This window comes from Krasilnikovia sp. MM14-A1004, assembly GCF_047159485.1.
GTDB lineage: Bacteria > Actinomycetota > Actinomycetes > Mycobacteriales > Micromonosporaceae > Actinoplanes.
The window spans coordinates 5,800,557-5,820,799 of record NZ_AP038773.1 but is presented as its reverse complement, the minus strand read 5'-3'; the positions used below and the strand labels follow the sequence as shown (position 1 = coordinate 5,820,799).

Below are 20,243 nucleotides of genomic sequence, written 5' to 3'. Positions count from 1 at the left end.
CGCCGAAGCCACACCGCGTCGCAGTACGGCGCCTCCGGGAACCGCCGGGCGCCCACAGAACGAAACGTTGGGGGAGGTCACGAGTGGACATTGTCGTCAAGGGCCGCAACGTAGAGGTTCCGGACCATTACCGGGTGCACGTCAGTGACAAGCTGAGCAAGGTCGAACGCTACGACCACAAGTTGATCCGGACCGACGTAGAGCTGTTCCATGAGCGCAATCCACGGCAATCCGACAACTGCCAGCGCGTTGAGATCACCGTGGTGACCCGCGGCCCGGTCATTCGGGCCGAGGCGACCGCCAAGGACTTCTACGCCGCCTTGGACGTAGCGATCAACAAGCTCGACGCTCGGCTCCGGCGTGCCGCCGATCGCCGCCGCGTGCATCGCGGCCGCCGCGCCCCCGTCTCGGTGTCCGCCGCCACGGCGGGTCTGCCCACCGATCTACCGGACGTCGAGGCGAGTGAGGACGCGCTGGCCGAGCACGACGACAATCGCCCGTACCGCATCGTCCGCCACAAGGAACACCCCGCGGATCCGATGACCGTCGACGATGCGCTGTTCCAAATGGAACTCGTCGGACACGACTTCTATCTCTTCCATGACAAGGAAAGCGGCCGGCCCAGCGTCGTCTACCGGCGCCACGGGTACGACTACGGCATCCTCAGCCTGGAGTCCACGCCCTAGGCGGCCCCGCGGCCGGTGCGCGAGCCGAACGCCCGTGCGCCGGCCGTCCGTTGCCCCAGCGGTGTCGCGGGCAGGTCACCGGTCGGGGCCTGCCGCGTTGCGGACCAGGTCCTGCGCCAGCAACGCGAACTGAACGTCATCGCTGCGGCGGCCGTCCACGCCGGGCAGCCGCGAGCGCAGGAACGCCTCGCGCTGGAAGCCGGCCTTCTCCAGCACCCGCTGGGAACCAATGTTGTCCGGCAGGGTCCCCGCGATCAGCCGCGCGATGCCGGTCTCCGCGAACGCCCACAACGCCAGCAGCTGCACGGCCCGGGTCAGGTGCCCGCGCCCACGGAACGCGGGCAGCATGCTGTAGCCGATCATCGCCTGACCGGTCGCGGGCTCCTGGTAGAAGAGTCCGAGGTTGCCGGCCGGGCTGCCGCTGGCGGCCTCGACCACCACCAGGTCGGCGCGGTCGCCGTGGAGCCAGTGCGCCTCGGCCCGGGCGCACGAGCGGCGGATCTCCTCCGGGTCGGGGGGCACCGGTGGCACCCTGGTGGCCACCACGTCCGGCAGCGCGTACAGCTCGGTGTAGAAGGCGATGTCGTCGGCGGTCAACGGGCGCAGCGTGACCACGCCGTCGGTGAGTTCGCCGCCGGGCAGGTCGGGCAGCAGCCGCAGGCCCGGGCCGGGCGGATCATCGGCCAGCCGCCCGTACGCCAGCAGGTCGTCGCGCCCGCCGTCGCGGTGGGGGACGGCACCGCGGCGTACGCCCTCGCGGCGGAACCCGGTCGCCAGCGCCACCCGCTGACTCGCCGCGTTCTCCCAATGGGTGAGCAGTTCCAGCCGCGCCACTCCGGCCGCGAACGCGTGGCTGGTCAGGGCCCGTACCGCCGCGGTCGCCACCCCGTGGCCACGGGCGTGCGGCGCGACCCAGTAGCCCAGTTCGGCCTGCCGCCGGGCGGCCACCACCCGTTCCAGGCCCACCCCGCCGAGCACCCGGTCCGTGGCCGGGTCGGTGATCGCGTACGCGCAGCCGCCCAGCGCGAAGGCCTCCGGCACCGCCTCGCGGAGGAAGAACTCGCCGTGCTGGCGCTCGAAGGGCGCCGGGAGCGACGGCATGAACCGCTGCGTGAGGGGGTCCGCGTAACCCGCCACGACTGCGGGCAGGTCGTCCGGGCGGTAGATCCGCAGCCGTACGCCGTCCCCCTCGATGGTCGGCACAATCATGCGGCGCCTCTCTTCCGCGTCGTCGTGTCCGGCAGGAGCGCGCCCACCCAGCAGTCGCGGCGGCCGTCGTCGCGGCCCAGCCCCGCGCGGGCGATCCCTTCGATGGTGAAGCCTGCTTTCTCGGCGACCCGCCGAGAGCCCGGATTGTCGACCTCGGCGCGCCATTCGAGGCGGCGCAGGCCGAGCGCGGCGAAACCCCACGCGGACACGGCACGCAGCGCTTCGGTGGCGTAGCCGCGGCGCCGGGCGCCCGGCGCGATGACGCAGCCGATTTCGCCCACGGCCGGGTCGCCGCAGCGCACCCGGACATCGATCGAGCCGGCACAGTCGTCGTCGCGGTCCGCGACGACGAAGACGGCTTCCTCGCCCCGCGCCCACAGCCCCGGCACATCAGTACGCACGTACGCGGCAAGCCGCGCCTCCGCCCCGGGGTCCGGCGGGCCGTGCGTGGACCACGCCCGAGCCGGCGGTGAGGGATCGGTGGGCCGGTACGGACCGCCGAACCAGCGGATCGACTCGGGGTCCGCCAGCGCCAGCGCCAGCCCCGGCAGATCCCGCTCGGCGGGGGGACGCAGCGTGACCGGCCCCGCCGGCAGCGTCGGCGGCGGGCGGCCGAAGGTGTACGCGGTGCGCCGTACCCAGTCCGGCACCTCCCAGCCGGGCGGGGTGAGCTGCCCGGGCAGCAGCCAGCCGAACCACTCGTCGACCCGGGCGCCGTCGCGCGGGCGCCGGTGCGCCGGGACGACACCCGCCACGGTGAACCCGAGCCGCAGGCCGGTCAGCCGGGAGGCGTGGTTGCCGACCCCGGCGCGCCAGTCGACGCGGGCCAGCCCCGGGCGGTGAAACCCGAAGTCCAGCAGCGCCCGCCCGGCCCGCTCGGTGACCCGGCGTCCCCGTGCCCACGGCGCCGTCCAGTAGCCGATCTCCGCGGTACGGGCCTGCTGGTCGACGCTGTGCAGAACCACCGACCCGACCAGCTCACCGGTCGCGGCGGTGGTGACGGCACCGCCGTACGCCCGGCCGTCGGCCAGCCCCGCGGCGGCGGCGTCGATGAACTCCCGCGCGTCACGCAGGGTGTACGGCACCGGCGAGCTGTTCGCCCAGCGGGAGATCTCCGCGTCGTCGCGGGCGCGAACCAGCTCGGCGGCGTCCGAGGCGTGGAACGGGCGCACCAGCAGATCGCCGGCGCGCAGCTCGAACGGGGCCACCCGGCCATCCTGCCGGACGCTCCGGGCGCCGATGTGCGCTGTCAGCGAACGAGCGGCCGTGTTTCGCCATGTTTGCACGGTTAACGGGAGGCTCGGGTCACAGACCGCGGCGGGAGGTGCCTACGATGGGGGCGCAGACTGGTCTAGGGAGAGTTGGCCCGTGTCGATATTGGAAAAGGTCCTCCGTGCCGGTGAAGGACGCATGGTGCGCCGGCTCAAGGCGATCGCGGACGCCGTCAACTCGATCGAGGACGACTACGTCGACCTGAGCGACGACGAGCTGCGTGAGCTGACGGAGCAGTTCAAGCAGCGCTACGCCGACGGGGAGTCGCTGGACTCGCTGTTGCCGGAGGCGTTCGCGACGGCCCGTGAGGGCGCCCGCCGGGTGCTCGGCCAGCGGGCGTACGACGTACAGATCATGGGTGCGGCCGCCCTGCATTTCGGCAACATCCCGGAGATGAAGACCGGTGAGGGCAAGACCCTGACCGGCGTCTTCCCGGCATATCTGAACGCGCTGTCCGGCAAGGGCGTGCACATCATCACGGTGAACGACTACCTGGCACAGCGCGACGCCGAGTGGGTCGGCCGGGTGCACGTCTTCCTCGGGCTGACGGTCGGCGTGATCCTGCCGAACCGGCCCGCCGCGGAGCACCGCGCCGCATACCAGTGCGACATCACGTACGGGACGAACAACGAGTTCGGCTTCGACTACCTGCGTGACAACATGGCATGGTCGCGGGACGAACTGGTGCAGCGGGGCCACAACTTCGCGATCGTCGACGAGGTGGACTCCATCCTCATCGACGAGGCCCGTACCCCGCTGATCATCTCCGGCCCCGCCGAGCACTCCGCCCGCTGGTACGGCGAGTTCGCCTCGATCGTCAAGCGCCTGGAGAAGGGCAAGGAGGGCAGCGGCGACTACGAGGTCGACGAGGCCAAGCGGACGGTCGCGATCTCCGAGCAGGGCGTGGCCCGCGTCGAGGACCGCCTCGGCATCGACAACCTGTACGAGTCGGTGAACACCCCGCTGGTCGGCTACCTCAACAACGCGATCAAGGCCAAGGAGCTGTACAAGCGCGACAAGGACTACATCGTCACCCAAGAGGGCGAAGTCCTGATCGTCGACGAGTTCACCGGCCGCATCCTGCACGGGCGCCGCTACAACGAGGGCATGCACCAGGCCATCGAGGCCAAGGAGGGTGTCGAGGTCAAGCAGGAGAACCAGACCCTGGCCACGATCACCCTGCAGAACTACTTCCGCCTCTACGACAAGCTGGGCGGCATGACCGGTACGGCGCAGACCGAGGCCGGCGAGTTCAACAAGGTCTACAAGGTCGGCGTGGTGACCATCCCGACCCACCGCCCGATGGTCCGCATCGACCACCCGGACGTCATCTACAAGACCGAGAAGGCCAAGTTCACCGCGGTCGTCGAGGACATCGCCGAGCGGCACGGCACCGGCCAGCCCGTACTGGTGGGCACGGTGTCGGTGGAGAACTCCGAGATCCTGTCGCAGCTGCTGCGCCGCCGCGGCATCCCGCACAGCGTGCTGAACGCGAAGTTCCACGCCCAGGAGGCGACGATCATCGCCCAGGCGGGCCGCAAGGGCGCCGTCACGGTCGCCACCAACATGGCCGGTCGCGGTACCGACATCCTGCTCGGCGGCAACCCCGAGTTCCTGGCCTCCTCCGAGCTGCACCAGCGCGGCCTGGACCCGGTGGAGAGCCCCGAGGAGTACGCGAAGGCCCTCGAGGAGGTCATGCCCGCCTGGAAGGAAGCGTGCGAGGCGGAGGCCGCCGAGGTGACGGCGGCAGGCGGCCTGTACGTCCTGGGCACGGAGCGGCACGACTCCCGGCGCATCGACAACCAGCTGCGCGGCCGCTCCGGCCGCCAGGGCGACCCCGGCGAGTCCCGCTTCTACCTGTCCCTGCAGGACGACCTCATGAAGCGGTTCCGGGCCGGTGCGGTCGAGGCCGTGATGGAGCGGTTCAACATCCCCGAGGACGTGCCCATCGAGTCGAAGATGGTCACCCGGCAGATCCGCAGCGCGCAGACCCAGATCGAGGCGCAGAACGCGGAGATCCGCAAGAACGTCCTCAAGTACGACGAGGTCATGAACAAGCAGCGCCAGGTCATCTACGCCGAGCGCCTGCGCGTGCTCAACGGCGAGGACATGCACGACCAGGCCCGGCACATGATCGACGACACGGTCGCCGACTACGTCACCGCCGCGACCTCCGAGGGCTACGCCGAGGACTGGGACCTCGACCAGCTGTGGACCAACCTCAAGCGGCTGTACCCGGTGGGCGTCACCATCGAGGACATCGTCGAGGAGTCCGGCGGCGAGCGCCACACCCTGGACGCGGAGTTCCTCGTCGCGCGGCTCAAGGAGGACGCCTCCCGTGCGTACGACGCGCGCGAGGAGGAACTCGGCCCCGAGGCGGTGCGCGAGCTGGAGCGCCAGGTCCTGCTGGCGGTCATCGACCGCAAGTGGCGCGAGCACCTGTACGAGATGGACTACCTGCAGGAGGGCATCAGCCTGCGGGCGTACGCCCAGCGCGACCCGGTGGTCGAGTACCAGCGCGAGGGCTTCGACATGTTCGCGCAGATGATGGACGGCATCAAGGAGGAGGCGGTCGGCTTCCTGTTCAACCTGGAGGTTCAGGTAGAGGAGCAGCCGACGGTCACGGTGGACCCGAGCCAGGCCGTACCGCTGCCGGGCAGCGCTGCCGCCGAGGGCGACGGGCAGGTCGAGGTACGGGCCAAGGGTCTCGGCGGGGGTAACCGCCCGCAGCACCTGCAGTACACCTCGCCCGCCATCGACGGAGAGGCCGGCGCCGGCACGCCGGTGATCCAGGAGGAGAGTGCCCCGGCGCTGGGGATCGGCGGCTCGCCGGTGCCCGCGAGCCCCGCGCACACCGCGGCCGCCCGCAGCGCCCGGAGCGCGGGCCAGTCCCAGGCCAGCAGCGGCCCGTCGCGCAACGCGCCCTGCTACTGCGGTTCGGGCAAGAAGTACAAGCGCTGCCACGGCGCCCCGGGCGCCGTCTGACCGCTCGGCTGAATCGACGGCCCGCAGGGGAAACCTGCGGGCCGTCGCCGTTCCACGGCAGACCAGCCCAGGGGCTCAGACCAGTTGCACGGTCGTGGCGAGCCAGGTCTGGTCGTCGAGTTCCAGGCGGAGCGCCAGCGCCCAGGTCCGGCCGCCCGTGACGAGTAGGACCGTCGCCTCCACGGCACCGGGCCGCGGCTCGCACAAGCGCAGTCGCAGCACGGCTGCCGGGGCCGCCCCGCGTCCGTGCCGGTCGGTGGTGCGGCGCGAGCCGGCCCGGCGCAGCTCCGCCACCCGGTGCACCCCGGTGACCGCCTGCGCGACCACGCGGGCAGCCTGCGCCGGCAGCGTCAGCCGACGCAGATGCGCGGCCGGACGGTACCCGTTGAGCACCTCGACGAAGGCGCTCACGAACCGGTGCACCGCAGCCCGTGCCTCCCCGGACACCCCGCGCGCCACGGCACCGGCAGCAATACCGCTCACGGCCGCCGCCGGCCCCGCACCCGTGGCCGCGACCCCGTTGCTGCCCGCGACCCCGCTTGTGGCTTCACCACGGGTGTTGTCGGCCGGACCGGCCGCAGTCGGTGCTGGGTGATCGGGCCACCGGAAGGCGGGCTGGTGCGCGGGTGCCCACACCGAGGCGTCCAGCTCGTCGTCGAAGGGCGGATCGCACGGCGGCACGCGGCGGATCCGGATCGGCGGCCTGGGACCCCGTGGTGCCACCTCGACCGTCGTCACACCGCCACCACCCATCCCGTTGTCTGGAGGCGTTTCTCTGCGTTTGCTTTCGTTTGCCTCCGGTCACCGAGTGTGCCGGGCCGCATGTGCACGCGTCAATGCCCAATGTGGAGCGAGGGGAGAAGTTGAAGAGTTCGGGTTCGGAGCGGAACGGGAGCCGTCAGTCGGCGTCGCGCTCGATCAGCGGGTTCTCGTGCACCCAGTCGGCGGTCTCGGCGTACTTGCGCTGGATGTACTCCTCCAGCTTCGCGCGTTCGACGCGCCACTGACCCCGCCCGCCGATCTTGATCGCGGGCAGTTCACCGCTGCGGACCATGTGATAGACCTGCGAGTCCGAGACGTTGAGTTCGGTGGCCACGTCGGACAGCAGTAGGAACCTGGCCTCCACGCGCCTCTCCCGGCTCGACGACAATGGGCCTCAGTCTGCCACCGGTGCGGCGGCCGTAGTGGGGGCGGTGACTGCGCGATCCGGCAGCGGGCTGGAGTACACGACGCTCGTGGTGACCGAGCCGAGTCCCGCGATCCGCCCGGTGACCTCCTCCAGGTGCCGCATGGACCGCGCGAGGACCTTGAGGACGAAGCAGTCCTCCCCGGTGACGTGATGAGCTTCGATGATCTCCGGGGTGCTGTCCAGCAGCGCGCGGAACGGCCGGTAGTTGCCCGTGGGATACCGCAGCCGGACCAGCGCCATGATCGTCAGGCCCACCCGGGCCGGATCGACGGTGGCCCGGTAACCCGTGATCACCCCGGTCTCCTCCAGTCGCCGTACCCGCTCGGCGACGGCGCTGGGTGACATGGCCACGATCCGGGCCAGGTCGGCGTAGCTCGCCCGGCCGTCGGCCTGCAGCGCCTCGATGATGCGCCAGTCGGTGCGATCCAATGTTGATTCCACGGCCATGCCTCAACAGTACCGGTGAAGCAACGGTCGATCGCGGAGTGGGCCGTGGGAAGGCGGTGTCACGTGAGCGCTCCGGCCCGTACCGTATTTTTCATGATCATTGAACCGCAACGTGCCGCCGCCCTGTTCGCCGAGCGCCTCGCCACCCAGACCGACGCGTCGGACGTCCGCGCCGCGCTGGCCTCCGGCGAACCCGGATTCGTCCTGATCGACGCCCGTGGCTCGGAAGCCTGGGCCCAGGGCCACATCCCCGGAGCGCTGCACCTGCCGCACGCCGAGATCCCCGCCCGCGCCCCCGGCCTGCTGGACCCGGCCGTGCCGGTGGTGACCTACTGCTGGGGGCCGGGCTGCAACGGCGCCACCCGGGCCGCCCTCGCCCTCTCGCTGCTCGGCTACACCGCCCGCGAGATGATCGGCGGCGTCGAGTACTGGGCGCGGGAAGGCTTCCCGCTGCGCGGCGCCGAGGGCGACGCGACCCTCCCACCGGACCCGCTGGCCGCACCCGTGGGGCAGAGCTGCGGGTGTTGATGGCCACGATCGTGACACGCGTGGTGGGTTGGACTTCCACCGTGGCCCTCGGCGGTGTACTACAGGGACGGTCCAACCACAGGGGGAAGCACAGTGCCGATCACCGATCTGGTCCGGGTGTACGTCCCGGCGACCGTGCCGATGCTGGCCGCGTTGCGCGCGTCGGGCCGGCTCGGCGACGGCCCGACGGTCGCGCACGCGGTCACCCCGGCGCTGCGCGAATGGTACGCGGAGGGCGACGAGGAGGAGCTGGAGTACGTGGCGTTCACCCGCGCCGCCCAGGGCGCCCTGCACCTGCTGCGGCAGGACGCGCAGGCGCCCCGGCGGCGGGTCGTGGTCTCGGCGGACGTGCCGTCGACCGCGCTGGTCCGCGAGGACGTCGAGCTGGGGTCCAGTGAGGTCAGGCTGCCCCAGCCGGTGGCGCTGGCCGACGTGGCGGCCATCCACGTGGACGGCACGGAGGCGGTCACCGAGGTGGCCGCCGCGGCGGAGGTGGTGGACGAGGCGCTCGCGGGCGACCCGGACGCGCAGTTCACCGTGGACGGCGCGGAGGACCACGAACTGGAGTGGTACGCGGTCTCCGAGCTGGACGAGCTGATCTAGGAGCCGACCTCGGACTCCGCGGGGGCGTCCTCGTCGCCCGGCACGGGCCCGAGGGTGCGGCCGAACAGGACGATCGCGCTGATCGCCCCCGCGAACAGGACGATCAGGGCGTTGTTGAGCCGGGCGCCGCCGAGCATCCGCTGCACGGTCAGCTCCAGCTCGCTGACCCGCCCGGCGAGTTCGAGCACCCGCGCGCCCGCGGTCCTGGCCAGGATCTCGGTCAGCGCCAGCAGCAGGCCGGGGCCGGCGCCGGCGAGGGCGTACATCGGCCAGCGCAGTTGGCCCGCGGCCGAGCGGCGCAGCACCCGGAACGACACGACTCCGGCGGCGAGGCCGCCCAGCACTGACTGGGTGAGCGAGAACCAGCCCGCGGCGGAGGTCTGCGACGCGGAGGTGCTGCCCGCGCCGAACACCTCGAGCAGCGGGACCTGCGCGACGTTGAGCGCGAAGCCGACCACGAAGACCGCGATGGCGCCCCAGCAGGCGGCGGCGACAACCCGTGGCTCGCGGAAGCCGGCCAGCGCGCCGCCGATCGTGGCGGCGGCCGCCACGGTGCCGCCGGCCACGGCGTACACCCAGCCCGCGGTGTTGATCGTGATGATCGGGACCGCGCCGAGCGCGCCCAGCGCCAGCCCGGTGCCGATGGTGACCGCGAAGCGGGCGCCCGCGCCGCGGGCGCGGCGCCCGAACAGGCCCAGCACCGCGAGCGCCCCGGTCGCGCCCGCGACCAGGGCGGCGGACACGATCCCGGGCAGCGCGTACGCGGTGGCGACGACCTCGGACTCGGCGTCGGTGCGCCCGGTGACGGTGGCGCGGGCCGACCACAGCATCCCGGCCATCCAGAGCAGGCCCACGGCTGCCAGCGCAATCCCGGCGAACGGCGCGCGCTCGCCCGATCCGGTGGAAACGGCCGTGTCCTGCTGCGATGTCATGCCGGTCAGGGTACGCGTGAGCGACTGAGCGCCGGTTCGGGCCGTGCAAGGATGGATCCGAGTCGGCCGGAGACCCCCTGAGCCGGATACCCCCAGAACCGGAGACCCCGGAGAAGGAGTGCGAGATGGACGCCCAGCTGTCCGTGCCCGAGCCACGGAACGAGCCGGTCCGCGGCTACGCCCCCGGCAGCGCCGAGCGGGCCTCGTTGCAGGCGCGCGTGGACGCCATGCGGGGCGAGCGCGTCGAGCTGACCATGACGATCGACGGCAAGCAGTCGATGGGGTCGGGTCCGGCCATCGAGGTCGTGCAGCCGCACCGCCGCCACCACGTGCTCGGGGTGCTCGGCAACGCGGACCGCTCCGACGCGGCCGCGGCAGTCGCGGCGGCGAAGCGGGCCGCCCCCGGCTGGCGGGCCCTGCCGTACGCCGAGCGGGCCGCGGTCTTCCTGCGCGCCGCGGAGCTGCTGGCCGGCGGCTGGCGGGACACGCTGAACGCGGCGACGATCCTCGGCCAGTCGAAGTCCGCGTACCAGGCGGAGATCGACGCGGCCTGCGAGCTGATCGACTTCCTGCGCTTCAACGCCGCGTTCGGCCAGCAGGCCCTCGCGGAGCAGCCGCAGTCGGCGCCGGGCATCTGGAACCGGTTCGACCACCGGCCGCTGGAGGGCTTCGTCTACGCGATCACCCCGTTCAACTTCACCGCGATCGCGGGCAACCTGCCGGCCGCGCCCGCGCTGATGGGCAACACGGTGATTTGGAAGCCGTCGCCCACACAGCAGCTGTCGGCGCACTACACGATGCGGCTGTTCGAGGCGGCCGGGCTGCCTCCGGGCGTGATCAACCTGGTGACCGGCGACGGCCTGGCGGTCTCCGACGTGGTGCTGGCCGATCCTGACCTGGCGGGCATCCACTTCACCGGCTCGACCGCGACGTTCCGGCACCTGTGGCGCGAGGTGGGCAGCAACATCGACCGGTACCGGTCGTACCCGCGGCTGGTCGGCGAGACCGGCGGCAAGGACTTCGTCTTCGCGCACGCCAGTGCGGACGCCGACACGCTGCACACCGCGTTGCTGCGCGGCGCGTACGAGTACCAGGGGCAGAAGTGCTCCGCGGCGTCGCGGGCGTACATCCCCCGCTCGATCTGGGAGGGCGGGCTGCGGGACCGGCTCGCGGCCTCGGCGGCCTCCATCACGTACGGTGACGTCACCGACCTGTCCACGTTCGGCGGCGCCGTGATCGACGGGCGGGCCTTCGCCAAGCACGCGGCGGCGCTGGACCGGATCAAGAACAGCGCGGCCTGCACCGTGCTGGCCGGCGGTACGGCCGACGACAGCGAGGGCTGGTTCGTCGCCCCGACGCTGGTGGAGTGCACAGACCCCACCCACGAGGTGTTCACCACGGAGTACTTCGGCCCGATCCTCGGCGTGCACGTGTACGAGGACGGCGCCGAGGAGGAGACGATCGCGCAGGCCGACGCGGCCTCGCCGTACGCGCTGACCGGCTCGGTCTTCGCCACCGACCGTGCGGCGATCGACCGGATCGGTGCGGCGCTGCGCTTCACGGCTGGCAACTTCTACATCAACGACAAGCCGACCGGCGCGGTCGTGGGGCAGCAGCCGTTCGGCGGTGCCCGGGGCAGCGGCACGAACGACAAGGCGGGCTCGATCCTGAACCTGCTGCGCTGGGTGTCCCCGCGGACGATCAAGGAAACGTTCGAGCCGCCGACGGACTGGCGCTACCCGCATATGGGTTAATTGTCCGGTATCGGGGCCGTTGCGCGATTTTCCGTGACGGCCCCTCCGCCGGAAGGGCGTGGCGTCGAAGATTTCGGACGATTTGCGGCTGTTATCGACCCAGAGCGCCGTCTGACCGTTTTCCTGGGCCATCTTACCAGGTCACAGGCCTGGTCATGAGGAAAACGCCTGGTACAGACCCTCCTGGTCGGACTGTCTGTGCGGGACAGTCGTTTGTGGAGACGCAAAATGGACGGATCGGGCGAAATCCTGGACGCGGAAGCAACAAAGTGGCAGCTTAGAAGGCATGCCCGACTCTCAGATCAATCCCACGGCTGCCGCTCTGCTCGGCCTGCTTCACGAGGGGCCGATGACCGGCGGACAGCTCATGGCGGCTGCCGAACGGCGCCTCGGGCCCTACTGGTCGATGACGCGGAGCCAGGTCTACCGCGAGCTGCCCGTCCTGGCCGAGATGGGGTACGTCCGCCTCGGCAAGCCCGGGCCACGGTCCAGCCAGCCCTATGCACTCACCGCCTCCGGCAAACGCGCCTTCACCCGGTGGCTCGCCGAGTCGCCCGGCCGCGACGCGATCCGCAACCCGGTCGCCCTGCGCGTGGCGTTCGGTGAGCAGAGCTCCGGAAACCAGCTCAAGAGCCTGTACGTCGGCGCCAACGAGTACCACTCGGAGGCTCTGGCGATGGCCCGCGAGCAGGCCAAGGAGGCCAAGAAGGCCGGTGACCAGTACGGAGCCGCCGCGTTGGAGTTCGCGGTCGCCTATCACAAGGCAGCCCTGAGCTGGCTCAAGGCCGCGCCCGCCACATAGCGCGACACAGACGCCGCACCTGCCGGATGGTGCAGCACCGTGCCGCCCGGCAGGGAATGCCGCCGGGCGGCGCGTAGTCTTATCTGTCGTGAGTGCAGCCGACTATCCCGAACAGCTCAAGGCCCTCGACGCCACCCTGCGCAACATCGAGAACGTCCTCGACGTCGACAGGTTGCGCCGGGACAAGGCGGAGCTGGAGGAGCAGGCGTCCGCCCCGGACCTGTGGGACGACCAGGCGCGCGCCCAGGAGGTCAACTCCCGGCTGTCGTACGTCTCCGGGGAGATCGCCCGGCTGGAGAAGCTGCGTACCCGCCTCGACGACGCCGGCCTGCTGCTGGAGTTGGGCGAGGCGGAGGGTGACGAGGCCTCGATCGCGGAGGTCGGTGACGAGATCGTCGCGCTCACCAAGTCCATCGAAGAGATGGAGGTCCGGACCCTGCTGTCCGGGGAGTACGACTCCCGCGAGGCGGTCGTGGCGATCCGGGCCGGTGCGGGCGGCGTGGACGCCGCGGACTTCGCCGAGATGTTGCTGCGGATGTACCTGCGCTGGGCCGAGCGGCGTGGCTACCCCACCGAGGTCTACGACACCTCATACGCCGAGGAGGCGGGGCTCAAGTCCGCCACCTTCGCGGTCAAGGTGCCGTACGCATTCGGGACGTTGAGCGTGGAATCGGGCACGCACCGGCTGGTGCGGATCAGCCCGTTCGACAACCAGGGGCGGCGGCAGACCAGCTTCGCCGGTGTCGAGGTGATGCCGGTGGTGGAGCAGACCGACCACATCGAGATTCCGGAGAACGAGATCCGGGTCGACGTCTACCGTTCGTCGGGGCCTGGTGGACAGAGCGTGAACACCACCGACTCCGCGGTGCGACTCACCCACATCCCGACCGGCATCGTCGTCACGTGTCAGAACGAGAAGTCGCAGCTGCAGAACAAGGCCTCCGCGATGCGGGTGCTGCAGGCCCGTCTGCTGGAGCGCAAGCGCCAGGAGGAGGAGGCCAAACTGGCCGGCCTCAAACAGGACACCACGGGCTCCTGGGGCGATCAGATGCGGTCATACGTGCTGCATCCGTACCAGATGGTCAAGGATCTGCGGACCGAGCAGGAGACCGGCAACCCCTCCGCGGTCTTCGACGGGGAGATCGACGAGTTCATCGAGGCGGGTATCCGCTGGCGCAAGCAGAAGCAGCTCGCCGGCTGACCTGATCGGCCGTTCGGCGGGCCTGCGGTGATCGCCGGTGCAAAATTACCGGCCCCGGGCGGCTTGGCGTTTCGGTTACAACGCGTAGACTCTCCACCCGTGATTCAGCTCGAGAACGTGACGAAGACGTACCCCAAGGCGTCTCGGCCGTCGCTGGACGATGTCAGCGTCGGTATCGAGAAGGGTGAGTTCGTCTTCTTCATCGGTCCCTCCGGTTCCGGCAAGTCGACGATCATCAAGCTGCTGCTGCACGAGGTCTCCCCGACCCACGGCCGCGTGATGGTCAACGCCAAGGACGTCACGTCCATGCGCTCCTGGAAGATCCCGCACTTCCGGCGCTCCATCGGATGCGTGTTCCAGGACTTCCGGCTGCTGCCGAACCGGACGGCGTACGAGAACGTGGCGTTCGCCCTCGAGGTGATCGGCAAGACCAAGGCGGTCGCCCGCCGGGTCGTGCCCGAGGTGCTGGAGCTGGTCGGTCTCGGCGGCAAGGAGCACCGGTACCCGCACGAGCTCTCCGGCGGTGAGCAGCAGCGCGTCGCGGTCGCCCGGGCGTTCGTGAACCGGCCGCTGATCCTGCTGGCCGACGAGCCCACGGGAAACCTGGACCCGGACACCTCGATCGAGATCATGCGGCTGCTGGACCGGATCAACCGGACCGGTACGACCGTCGTGATGGTCACGCACGACTCCAACATCGTCAACCAGATGCGCCGCCGGGTCATCGAGATCGAAAGCGGACGGATTGTTCGCGACCAGGCCCGTGGCGTCTACGGCTGAAGCCGGGCCCCGCCTGAGTGTCGAAGTCGATGTTGTGAGACGCGGAGTCCCGGAAGGAACCCCCCGATGCGCCTGAAGTACGTCCTCAACGAGGTCCTCGTGGGCCTGTGGCGAAACGTCACGATGACGGTCGCCATGATCATCACCATGTCGGTGTCGCTGACCATGCTCGGCGCCAGCGTGCTGATGTACATGCAGGTCGACCAGATGAAGAAGTACTACTACGGGGAGATCCAGGTTTCGATCTTCCTGAAGAAGGATGTCACCGACGCGCAGCGGACGGCCATCAACCAGGCGATCGACAACAACCCGCTGGTGGCCAGCAAGGAGTACGAGAGTCGCCAGCAGGCCTTCGAGAAGTTCAAGGTGCTCTGGCAGGATTCGCCCGACTTCGTCAAGTCGGTGACTCCGGACAGCCTGCCCGAGTCGTTCCGGGTCAAGCTCAAGAACCCGGAGGAGTACAAGAACTTCGCGGATCAGATCCAGAGCCAGCAGGGCATCCAGGACATCGTCGACCAGCGTCAGTTGCTGGACAAGGTGTTCAAGATCTTCAACTCGATCCAGTTGATGTCACTGGTGACGGCAGCCGTGATGGCACTGGCCGCGCTGTTGCTGGTGGGTAACACGATCCAGGTGGCGGCGTACAGCAAGCGGCGCGAGGTCGCGGTCATGAAGCTGGTCGGCGCCTCCAACTGGTTCATCCAGGCACCCTTCGTGCTGGAGGCCGTGGTGGCCGGCGTGATCGGCTCCGTCTTCGGCTTCCTGGCTCTGCTGGTCGGCAAGCTCGTCCTGCTCGACGGGCAGTTGCAGGCCCTGACGAAGATCCTCACCCCGGTGCCCACCGGCAACGTCATGCTGATGTTGCCGCTGCTGGCAGCGGTCGGGGCCGGCGTCAGCGCGATCACGGCGTGGGTAACGCTCCGCTTCTACCTGAAGGTCTGACAAGGCCCGCGTACGCACCTTTGTCGCAGTTAGTCAGTATATGGTGACCCCTCGTGAGGGCTCACCAGCGACGTAGCCGATCCGCGCTGCTCGGCGCCTGCCTGACCGTGCTCGCCACGGCAGGCGTCGCGCTGGCCGGACCGGCTCCCGCGGCGGCCGACAGCAAGGACGACCTCCGGCGTGCCACGCGGGCCGTCCAGCGGGCCGAAGCCGTCCTGGAGAACGCCACCACCGAGGCCCGGGCCGCTGCCCGGCGCCTCACGGTCGCCACGGCGGCCCTGCCCGCGGCGCAACGCCGGGTCGCCACGGCCCGGGGCACCGTGGCCGCCGCGCAGACCACGGCCAACACCGCGCGCCGCCGCGCCGACGCGACCCGAGCCGCGTACCAGGTGGCCGCCGATCGCTTCGCCGTCGCGCAGGCGCGCGTCGAGCAGGGCCGCGAGCGGGTCGACGAGATCGCCACAGCGAGTTACATGGGCGCCCGCATCGGCGGCATCAACGTGCTCATCAGCGCCACCGGCCCGCAGGACCTCCTGGACCGGATGAGCCTGGTCGGCCAGGTCATGGCCCGGCAACAGGACGACGTCGACGCGCTGGTCCTGGCCCGCCGCGACGTCCGCAGCGAGCAGGACAGGGCCGGGCTCGCCCGCCGGGCCGCCGACGAGGCCGCGGGCGCCGCCGCGGACAAGCTCGCCGCCGCCCGTACGGCACAGGTCAGGGCCGAGCAGGCCCGCGTGGCCGTGGTCCGGCTGACCCAGTACCGGCGTACGGCGTTCCGGGCCGCCCAGGCCCAGCGCTCCGCCGTCCTGGAGCGCTATCGCGAGGCCAGGGTCCAGGAACAGCGCGTCCGGGAGGCCCTGCGCCGCGCCCAGAACGGCCCCGACGCCATCCGCGGGGTGTACGTCGGCGGGCAACTGCTCATGCCCGTACGCGGCGCCTGGAAGTCCAGTGACTTCGGCTGGCGCTACGACCCCTGGTTCCACGTGTGGCAACTGCACGCCGGCACGGACTTCGCCATCGACAGTGGCACCCCGATCCACGCCGCCGCCGCGGGCCGCGTCATCCAGGCCGGCTGGTACGGCGGGTACGGCAACTACACCTGCATCAGCCACGGCCGGGTCCAGGGCCAGGGCTTCACCACCTGCTATGGCCACCAGTCTCGGATCCTGGTGCACGTCGGCCAGTACGTCAGCCGTGGCGAGACCATCGGCCTGGTCGGCAGCACCGGCGCGTCCACCGGCTCCCATCTGCACTTCGAGACCCGCTTCGGCGGCGTACCGCGAAACCCGCTGCGCTACCTGCCGGGCTGTCTCTGCTGAGCGGTAGCATGGGCGGAACCGGCGCGGTCCGCGTCGGCCTTTTCTTTGCTTCACCGTCTTTGCATCCCCGGGGGGTCGTCGGTCATGCCACGCGAGCAGGGGCGCAAGGTCGTGGCCTCGAACCGCAAGGCGCGCCACGACTACGCCATCCTCGACACGTACGAGGCCGGGATGGCACTCACCGGCACCGAGGTCAAATCACTGCGCGCCGGGCGTGCCTCGCTCGTGGACGCGTTCGGGCACGAGAGCAACGGCGAGATCTTCCTGCACGGGATGCACATCCCGGAGTACACGCAGGGCACCTGGACGAACCATGAGCCGCGCCGCGTACGCAAGCTGCTGCTCAACCGCGACGAGATCAACAAGATGATCGGCAAGCTGCGGGAGAGCGGCCTGACCCTCGTGCCGCTGTCCGTCTACTTCCACAACGGGTACGCGAAGGTCGAACTCGGCCTGGCCAAGGGTAAGAAGAGCTACGACAAGCGGCAGGACATGGCCACCCGCGACGCCCAGCGTGAGATCACCCGCGCCATGGGTCGGCGCAGCAAGGGCATGGACTGACCAGCGTGAACGGCGCCACAAGCGTGGCGCGGTGATACCGGAATGACCTGCGAGCCCGGAGACGTTAGGCTGGTACGTCCGCACACCTGTGCGGCACGACTAGGGGGTGACTGGTTTCGACTTCGTACGTGGAGACAGGGGAAGCGAGCCGAGGAAGCCGACGTCGTCTCGAGAATCGGTCGTCGGAAAACAATAAGCGCCAACGATAAGGTTGCCGCTGACCAGTACGCTCTCGCCGCCTGAGGCAAGTAGCGTGGTCTGTCGGTCTGGGAGCGCCTCCGTCCCAGTCACCGGCATCAGCTAGGAGGCTGGCCAATCGGTCCCGGTCGCGGGGACCGTGCGGCGAGATCAATCAGCGACTGGGCCCGTCACACCAACTTGCTCATGTGATTGGTGGGGCCGAGTAGAGGCATAGTGAGCTGCGCTCGGAGAAGCCCTGACAAAACAACGAAGGACCCGGGTTCGATTCCCGGCACCTCCACAGACAGATCGACGATGCCCCGGCAGCCCGCCGGGGCATCGTGCGCAACAAGGCCGGAGCGCTGCCCTCCGGAGTGCGCTACGGCAGCTCGAACGGCAGTTTGATGCCGTCCAGGGCCTGCTCGCAGGCGCACGTCCGCTCCACGGGGAGGGCGGCGACCGCATCCAGCAGCACCTCGCGCAGCCGGGCGGTGTTGGCGGTGAAGACCGAGAAGACGTCCGCCATGGTGACGCCGTGGTCGCCCTCGACCCCGGCGTCCAGGTCGGTGACGAGCGCGATCGAGGAGTAGCACAGCGCCAGCTCCCGGGCGAGGACCGCCTCCGGATGGGCCGTCATGTTGACGATCGTGCCGCCGATCGCCGAGAACCAGCGCGACTCGGCCCGGGTCGAGAACCGCGGCCCCTGCACGACCACCACCGTGCCGCCGTCCACCGCCTCGACGCCCTGCCGTACCCCCGCCGCCAGCACGGCCCGGCGCCCCTGTGGGCAGTACGGGTCCGCGAACGACACGTGCACCGCCCCGGTGTCGTAGTACGTCTGCTCCCGGCCGCTCGTCCGGTCGATCAACTGGTCGGGCACCACGAACGTGCCCGGCCCCAGCTCGGGCCGCAGCCCACCCACCGCGCACGGGGCGATGATCTGGCGTACCCCCAGGGAGCGCAGCGCCCACAGATTGGCCCGGTACGGGATCTTGTGCGGCGGGAACCGGTGGTCGCGGCCGTGCCGGGGCAGGAACGCCACCCGGCGCCCGCCGACCTCCGCCACGGTGATCTTGTCCGAAGGCGACCCGTACGGCGTGGACACCTCGTGCTCGGTCGCGTCGTCCAGGAGCGCGTACAGCCCGGAGCCGCCGATCACCCCGACGTCTGCCACCAAAGATGCCTCGGTCATGTCCAGACCTTATCGGTGGCCCGGGGCGCAGGCTAATGTGCGATGCATGGCGTTGACTGCTTCCACGGTCACGGCCCGGGCGGTGCCCCGCCCGGCGTACCACCGCGGGCAACGGGGGTGCCGTGCATAGCGAGGAACAGCGGATCGGAGGCCGGTCGATGGAGTCGATGACCGGTCAGTTGCTGGTCGCGACGCCCACCCTGAAAGACCCCAACTTCGACCGTACGGTCGTCCTGCTTGTCGCGCACGAGGCGGGGGGCGCCCTCGGCGTGGTCCTCAACCGCGCGACCGAGGTGCCCGTCGCCGACGTGCTGGGCGGCTGGGGCGACCTGGCGGGTGAACCCCCGGTGCTGTTCGAGGGCGGCCCGGTGCAGCCCGAATCCGCGATCTGCCTCGCCCGCACCCGCCCGGAGGTGACGAAGCGAGTGTCCGGTTTCCACCAGGTGTCCGGGGCGCTGGGCACGGTCGACCTCTCGATCGACCCGGAGCGGCTCCGCGAGAGCCTGGCCGGGATCCGGGTCTTCGCCGGCTACTCGGGCTGGTCCGCAGGCCAGCTGGAGAGCGAGATCGCCTCGGGGTCGTGGTTCGTGTTCGATGCGCTGCCGGGTGACCCGTTCGTGAGCCGGCCCGACGACCTGTGGGCGATGGTGCTGCGCCGGCAGGGCGACATCCTGGCCGCTGTCGCCCACTTCCCGCCGGACGTATCCCTCAACTGACGCGCCGACCCGGGGCCCTGCGCGAGACGGCCCGGCCGGGGTGTGTACTATTCCGTGAGTGCCTGGGCGACCGGGTGCCGCAAGGGGCTGTGGCGCAGCTGGTAGCGCACCACACTGGCAGTGTGGGGGTCAGGGGTTCGAGTCCCCTCAGCTCCACCCCATTTGGCCTGGACTTCTGTCCAGGCCATTGCGCTTTCCAGGGTCGGATCAGCCGCGCTGACGGCAACGGCCTCGATCATCCGACTCGAGCCTGCACCGCCATGATTCAGTTGGTGGATGACATCTCCGCCGGACCCGACTGCGCCTCGGCGGCCGAAGCCATCTCCGGACCGCTACCGCCCCGTTCGGCTTGCGGCCGCGATCGTGACTGGAGCCCTCGTCTGCGCCGGTGGCGCACTCCTGGGCTGGTTCCAGACGTGGATCATCTACGACGCTGTGGCCTACTGCGTTGGACCACAGCACCTCGATGCGGGAGCCAGCGCCGGAATCTTCTTCGAGTCGATCGCCCGGATCGGGCTGTACGCGGGATTCCTCACCGCCTTGGCCGCACCTGTTCTGGTCCTGGCCGCCCGCCGGAACACGGTCAGATGGCTGACTGTCACGGTGGCGGCGGTTTCGTTCGCCGCTGCCATCATCTTCGTCCTCGATCACGCCACCACAGACAAGGTCACCCCCTTCGCGGAGTCCGCCGGAAGGTCGCGTCAGGCCGCCCAGCGTTGCCCCGAGGGCCAACCCTCCTCATGGCCGCACTGGCTGCCGTAGCCCTGCCGATGCGCGGGCGAGTATTGCCGAACCTGCAGACGGGGGCGGTGAGCGCCAGGCAACCGGCGAAGGTAACCGTTCGCCACAGAATCCGACGACCGCGCTCTTCCGGCGGGTACATCAAGGCGCGCCTGGCTCGCCGATCTGCGCGACGGGACATGCCGACCTCCACGTTCCAACCGG

The 20,243-nt window shown here is 70.4% G+C and carries 20 protein-coding genes, 1 tRNA gene and 1 other RNA gene; 15 read left to right on the top strand and 7 right to left on the bottom strand.

The genetic code is table 11. From position 1 onward, the window contains the following. Window positions 1-83 precede the first annotated feature (83 nt). Window positions 84-686, top strand: a complete 603-nt coding sequence (gene hpf / locus ACMCNN_RS25030) for a ribosome hibernation-promoting factor, HPF/YfiA family (RefSeq protein WP_412742955.1) — start codon at window positions 84-86, stop codon at window positions 684-686. 75 nt (window positions 687-761) lie between these two features. On the opposite strand, the gene ACMCNN_RS25025 is transcribed toward hpf, so the two are convergent. Continuing rightward, a complete protein-coding gene (locus ACMCNN_RS25025) occupies window positions 762-1,895 on the bottom strand; it encodes a GNAT family N-acetyltransferase (protein WP_412742954.1) in 1,134 nt (377 codons plus the stop codon). Further along, window positions 1,892-3,103: a GNAT family N-acetyltransferase gene (locus tag ACMCNN_RS25020; RefSeq protein ID WP_412742953.1), complete on the bottom strand. Its 1,212-nt coding sequence runs from the start codon at window positions 3,101-3,103 to the stop codon at window positions 1,892-1,894. The genes ACMCNN_RS25025 and ACMCNN_RS25020 overlap by 4 nt, the downstream gene beginning before the upstream one ends. Before the next feature lie 160 nt (window positions 3,104-3,263). Between ACMCNN_RS25020 and secA the strand changes: the two genes are divergently transcribed. Then, window positions 3,264-6,152, top strand: coding sequence for a preprotein translocase subunit SecA (gene secA, locus ACMCNN_RS25015; protein ID WP_412742952.1), 2,889 nt, complete (start codon window positions 3,264-3,266; stop codon window positions 6,150-6,152). A 75-nt stretch (window positions 6,153-6,227) separates the two neighbouring features. Here secA and ACMCNN_RS25010 read toward each other — a convergent pair whose 3' ends face one another. The 3 genes from ACMCNN_RS25010 to ACMCNN_RS25000 form a co-directional block, all read right to left on the bottom strand. Then, window positions 6,228-6,833 carry an Rv3235 family protein gene (locus ACMCNN_RS25010; RefSeq protein ID WP_412742951.1) on the bottom strand — a complete coding sequence of 202 codons (606 nt, stop codon included), beginning with the start codon at window positions 6,831-6,833 and terminating at the stop codon, window positions 6,228-6,230. A gap of 217 nt (window positions 6,834-7,050) precedes the next feature. Beyond that, window positions 7,051-7,278 (bottom strand): helix-turn-helix domain-containing protein, encoded by a 228-nt coding sequence (locus ACMCNN_RS25005; protein WP_412742950.1) that lies wholly within the window; start codon window positions 7,276-7,278, stop codon window positions 7,051-7,053. Window positions 7,279-7,308: 30 nt separating this feature from the next. Then, window positions 7,309-7,788 carry an Lrp/AsnC family transcriptional regulator gene (locus ACMCNN_RS25000; RefSeq protein ID WP_412742949.1) on the bottom strand — a complete coding sequence of 160 codons (480 nt, stop codon included), beginning with the start codon at window positions 7,786-7,788 and terminating at the stop codon, window positions 7,309-7,311. 93 nt (window positions 7,789-7,881) lie between these two features. Here ACMCNN_RS25000 and ACMCNN_RS24995 point away from each other — a divergent pair, with 93 nt between their 5' ends. After that, window positions 7,882-8,316 carry a rhodanese-like domain-containing protein gene (locus ACMCNN_RS24995; RefSeq protein WP_412742948.1) on the top strand — a complete coding sequence of 145 codons (435 nt, stop codon included), beginning with the start codon at window positions 7,882-7,884 and terminating at the stop codon, window positions 8,314-8,316. 141 nt (window positions 8,317-8,457) lie between these two features. Further along, window positions 8,458-8,919, top strand: a complete 462-nt coding sequence (locus tag ACMCNN_RS24990) for a DUF6912 family protein (RefSeq protein ID WP_412747260.1) — start codon at window positions 8,458-8,460, stop codon at window positions 8,917-8,919. Here the strand turns inward: ACMCNN_RS24990 and ACMCNN_RS24985 are convergent. Beyond that, complete coding sequence (locus tag ACMCNN_RS24985) at window positions 8,916-9,851, bottom strand: hypothetical protein (protein WP_412742947.1); 936 nt, start codon at window positions 9,849-9,851, stop codon at window positions 8,916-8,918. The genes ACMCNN_RS24990 and ACMCNN_RS24985 overlap by 4 nt on opposite strands. Before the next feature lie 125 nt (window positions 9,852-9,976). Between ACMCNN_RS24985 and pruA the strand changes: the two genes are divergently transcribed. The 8 genes from pruA (at window position 9,977) to ssrA (ending at window position 17,694) form a co-directional block, all read left to right on the top strand. Next, the gene (pruA, locus tag ACMCNN_RS24980) at window positions 9,977-11,605 is read left to right on the top strand and encodes an L-glutamate gamma-semialdehyde dehydrogenase (protein WP_412742946.1); all 1,629 of its coding nucleotides are present in this window, start codon (window positions 9,977-9,979) and stop codon (window positions 11,603-11,605) included. Between the two features lie 286 nt (window positions 11,606-11,891). After that, a complete protein-coding gene (locus ACMCNN_RS24975) occupies window positions 11,892-12,407 on the top strand; it encodes a PadR family transcriptional regulator (RefSeq protein ID WP_412742945.1) in 516 nt (171 codons plus the stop codon). A gap of 88 nt (window positions 12,408-12,495) precedes the next feature. Further along, window positions 12,496-13,608: a peptide chain release factor 2 gene (prfB, locus tag ACMCNN_RS24970; RefSeq protein ID WP_412742944.1), complete on the top strand. Its 1,113-nt coding sequence runs from the start codon at window positions 12,496-12,498 to the stop codon at window positions 13,606-13,608. A gap of 99 nt (window positions 13,609-13,707) precedes the next feature. Then, window positions 13,708-14,388: a cell division ATP-binding protein FtsE gene (gene ftsE, locus ACMCNN_RS24965; protein WP_130510856.1), complete on the top strand. Its 681-nt coding sequence runs from the start codon at window positions 13,708-13,710 to the stop codon at window positions 14,386-14,388. Between the two features lie 66 nt (window positions 14,389-14,454). Further along, window positions 14,455-15,330, top strand: a complete 876-nt coding sequence (gene ftsX, locus ACMCNN_RS24960; protein ID WP_412742943.1) for a permease-like cell division protein FtsX — start codon at window positions 14,455-14,457, stop codon at window positions 15,328-15,330. Between the two features lie 53 nt (window positions 15,331-15,383). Next, complete coding sequence (locus tag ACMCNN_RS24955) at window positions 15,384-16,649, top strand: M23 family metallopeptidase (protein ID WP_412742942.1); 1,266 nt, start codon at window positions 15,384-15,386, stop codon at window positions 16,647-16,649. 84 nt (window positions 16,650-16,733) lie between these two features. Next, window positions 16,734-17,210, top strand: a complete 477-nt coding sequence (smpB, locus tag ACMCNN_RS24950; RefSeq protein ID WP_412742941.1) for an SsrA-binding protein SmpB — start codon at window positions 16,734-16,736, stop codon at window positions 17,208-17,210. A gap of 102 nt (window positions 17,211-17,312) precedes the next feature. Further along, window positions 17,313-17,694, top strand: a transfer-messenger RNA (tmRNA) gene (gene ssrA / locus ACMCNN_RS24945). A 75-nt stretch (window positions 17,695-17,769) separates the two neighbouring features. Here ssrA and ACMCNN_RS24940 read toward each other — a convergent pair. Then, entirely contained in the window at window positions 17,770-18,582 is an 813-nt protein-coding gene (locus ACMCNN_RS24940) for an S-methyl-5'-thioadenosine phosphorylase (protein ID WP_412742940.1), read from the bottom strand. A 158-nt stretch (window positions 18,583-18,740) separates the two neighbouring features. Between ACMCNN_RS24940 and ACMCNN_RS24935 the strand changes: the two genes are divergently transcribed. From ACMCNN_RS24935 to ACMCNN_RS24925, 3 genes are all read left to right on the top strand, one after another. Beyond that, complete coding sequence (locus ACMCNN_RS24935; protein WP_412742939.1) at window positions 18,741-19,298, top strand: YqgE/AlgH family protein; 558 nt, start codon at window positions 18,741-18,743, stop codon at window positions 19,296-19,298. A gap of 83 nt (window positions 19,299-19,381) precedes the next feature. Beyond that, a tRNA-Ala gene (locus ACMCNN_RS24930) sits at window positions 19,382-19,454 on the top strand. Between the two features lie 207 nt (window positions 19,455-19,661). Next, on the top strand, window positions 19,662-20,060 hold the full coding sequence (locus ACMCNN_RS24925) for a hypothetical protein (RefSeq protein WP_412742938.1): 399 nt from the start codon (window positions 19,662-19,664) through the stop codon (window positions 20,058-20,060). Window positions 20,061-20,243: the final 183 nt, after the last annotated feature.

What these genes read in the sequence shown, in the direction of transcription:
- smpB (WP_412742941.1), top strand. Translation starts at nt 16,734, where the DNA reads ATGCCACGCGAGCAGGGGCGCAAGGTCGTGGCCTCGAACCGCAAGGCG.
- ACMCNN_RS24935 (WP_412742939.1), top strand. Translation starts at nt 18,741, where the DNA reads ATGGAGTCGATGACCGGTCAGTTGCTGGTCGCGACGCCCACCCTGAAA.
- ACMCNN_RS24995 (WP_412742948.1), top strand. Translation starts at nt 7,882, where the DNA reads ATGATCATTGAACCGCAACGTGCCGCCGCCCTGTTCGCCGAGCGCCTC.
- pruA (WP_412742946.1), top strand. Translation starts at nt 9,977, where the DNA reads ATGGACGCCCAGCTGTCCGTGCCCGAGCCACGGAACGAGCCGGTCCGC.
- ACMCNN_RS25000 (WP_412742949.1), bottom strand. Translation starts at nt 7,788, where the DNA reads ATGGCCGTGGAATCAACATTGGATCGCACCGACTGGCGCATCATCGAG.
- ACMCNN_RS24940 (WP_412742940.1), bottom strand. Translation starts at nt 18,582, where the DNA reads ATGACCGAGGCATCTTTGGTGGCAGACGTCGGGGTGATCGGCGGCTCC.
- ACMCNN_RS25025 (WP_412742954.1), bottom strand. Translation starts at nt 1,895, where the DNA reads ATGATTGTGCCGACCATCGAGGGGGACGGCGTACGGCTGCGGATCTAC.
- ACMCNN_RS24990 (WP_412747260.1), top strand. Translation starts at nt 8,458, where the DNA reads ATGCTGGCCGCGTTGCGCGCGTCGGGCCGGCTCGGCGACGGCCCGACG.
- ACMCNN_RS24975 (WP_412742945.1), top strand. Translation starts at nt 11,892, where the DNA reads ATGCCCGACTCTCAGATCAATCCCACGGCTGCCGCTCTGCTCGGCCTG.
- ftsX (WP_412742943.1), top strand. Translation starts at nt 14,455, where the DNA reads ATGCGCCTGAAGTACGTCCTCAACGAGGTCCTCGTGGGCCTGTGGCGA.
- ACMCNN_RS24985 (WP_412742947.1), bottom strand. Translation starts at nt 9,851, where the DNA reads ATGACATCGCAGCAGGACACGGCCGTTTCCACCGGATCGGGCGAGCGC.